Source organism: Amycolatopsis sp. NPDC003731, assembly GCF_053586895.1.
Genome location: NZ_JBSFNC010000304.1, coordinates 1 through 2,045, shown reverse-complemented (window position 1 = coordinate 2,045; position 2,045 = coordinate 1). Strand labels below are relative to the sequence as shown.

The 2,045-nt window shown below is 67.3% G+C and carries 1 protein-coding gene; it reads right to left on the bottom strand.

The window, feature by feature from the left end; translation table 11 throughout:
* Positions 1–2,045 (bottom strand): PA14 domain-containing protein (locus ACWDN5_RS46715; RefSeq protein ID WP_449680789.1); only part of this gene is annotated, 2,045 nt, incomplete at both ends.

Below are 2,045 nucleotides of genomic sequence, written 5' to 3'. Positions count from 1 at the left end.
GCCGGGCCGTATGAGTCGACCGGACGGTCGGCGTAGTCGTAGACCGTGGTGGTCTTGCGTCCGGCCGCGTCAGTGGTCGACAGCGGCAGATCCTTCGGACTCCATTCCTGCGCCGACGTCTTCCCCGCGCTGTCGGTCGTGGATGTGGTCCGGTCGGCGTCGTCGTAGGTGACCTTCGAGAAGAACCCGGTCGCGGGGCTCAGCCCCGCGACGTCCACAAAGGTCTGACGGTTCGCCGGGTCGTAGCGGTAAGTGCGAGCCGACCGGGCCTTGCCGATCGCGGGCACCGCGGAGTTGACCGAGATGGCCTTCGGTTTCACAACGGTGTCGTAGGAGATCGTGTGGGTCAGGTCGCTTTCGCTGGCCTTGCGGTTGGCCGGGTCCGCGGCGATCCAGTCGTTGGCGAGGCTGTCCCGCGTTCCGGCGAGCAGACCGGCCGGGTTGTACCCGTAGTCGGTGATCTCCGAGCCCGGATCCTCGATCCGGCCGAGTTGGTTGCCACCGACGTACCAGAGGCGGGTTTCGGAACCGTCCCAGTAGCTGATTCGGCACAGCATCTGTGCCGGCGGCAGGATTTGCGCGCCGGCGGGAGGGGTCACGCCGCCGTAACAGTCGTCGCCTGCGCGGTTGTAGTGCAGGATGTGCGAGCGCTGCGAGACCGGATCCTTGATCTCGCGCAGCCGCGTGGGAGTGCCGTCGTAGATGTACTGCAGTGCCGAGGGTTTGCGGGAGTCGATGCTTGAGGTCTGGCTCTCCAGCTTGCCGTCGGCGCGGAAGACGAACACCTCGCCGCCGTCGGTCAGGGTGATCTTCCCGGCCGCGTCGACTCCGAGAACACCGTCTTCGCCACTCGGCGGGGTGTAGCCGCCTGCGCTCTTCTTGGTCCAGGTGTGCTTGGCGCCCGACGCGTCGGTCAGCACGATGTTCTGGTCGCTGACCTTGGCCTCGGTATAGCTCGAGCCGTCGCCGTCCAGGTCCGCCGACAGCGCCCAGCCCTGCGGCAACACCGGGAGGTCGCTGGTGTAGAGCCAGTCGGCGGGCACGATCTGCGGGGCGACGGTGGTGTTGTCGGTGGTGCGGACGAACAGCCGCATCATCGCCGCACCGGTGGCTTCGGCGTTCTCGACCTTGATCGGGATCCGCTGGCCCGCGGTCAGCGAGACACTGGTGGCCTGGGTCCAGTTCAGGTCACTGGCGCTGTTGACCTCGTAGACCTTGGCGCCGTTGATCCACACGGTCGCACCGTCGTCGTGCACGCCCGCCAGCTGGTAGGTCCCGGCGACCGGGGCCTGGAAGTAGCCTTCCCAGCGGGCGACGAACCAGTCCGCTGGCAGCGCCGACGCGAACGGCGAGTCGGTACCCCAGTCGACATTGACCTGCGGCTCGGTGCGCACGAGCACCGGCTGCTGAGCGTCGCTGATGATGCCGTTGTGGGACAGGTCGACGAAGTAGGAAGCCTTGAGGCCCTTGTTCTCCACCTGCTGGGAGTTGTAGGTGAACGACAGTCCCGCGTTGCCTCCGGCCGTGGTGAAAGTCGGCGTCTGCGCGCTGGTCGACACGTTGCCGTTGGCGAGATTGACTTCGACAGGACCGGCGTCGTCGGTCGGGGAAGGCCCGTGGTCGCCGATGCGCTGGTCGATCTTGAAGTGACCGACCCAGGACGGGGTGATCGTCGTGGTGCCGCTGTAGGTCATCGCCTGCCAGGTGTAGGCGACACCGTCCTGGAGGATTCCGCTCGGGACGGTCCAGGTCGGGGTGGTCAGGCAGCCGGATTCGACGACGACGCCGGACTTGGCGTCGGCGCCGGTGGCGATGCGGAAGCAGTACTTGACCTGCTCGCCGTCGGGGTCGGTGACCGGGTTGACCGCCAGCGTCGGGGTCAGCGACGTCGACACCGTGCCGTCCACCGGAGCGACCAGCGTTGCGGCCGGGGCCGGAGAGCCGGTGTCGACGGTCAGGGTGGCGTTGAGGTTCTTGTACGTCCACGTCCCGGGGTTCTCGGCGCCGATCATCATGAAGAACACGGAACCGTCGCGGGCGTTGAC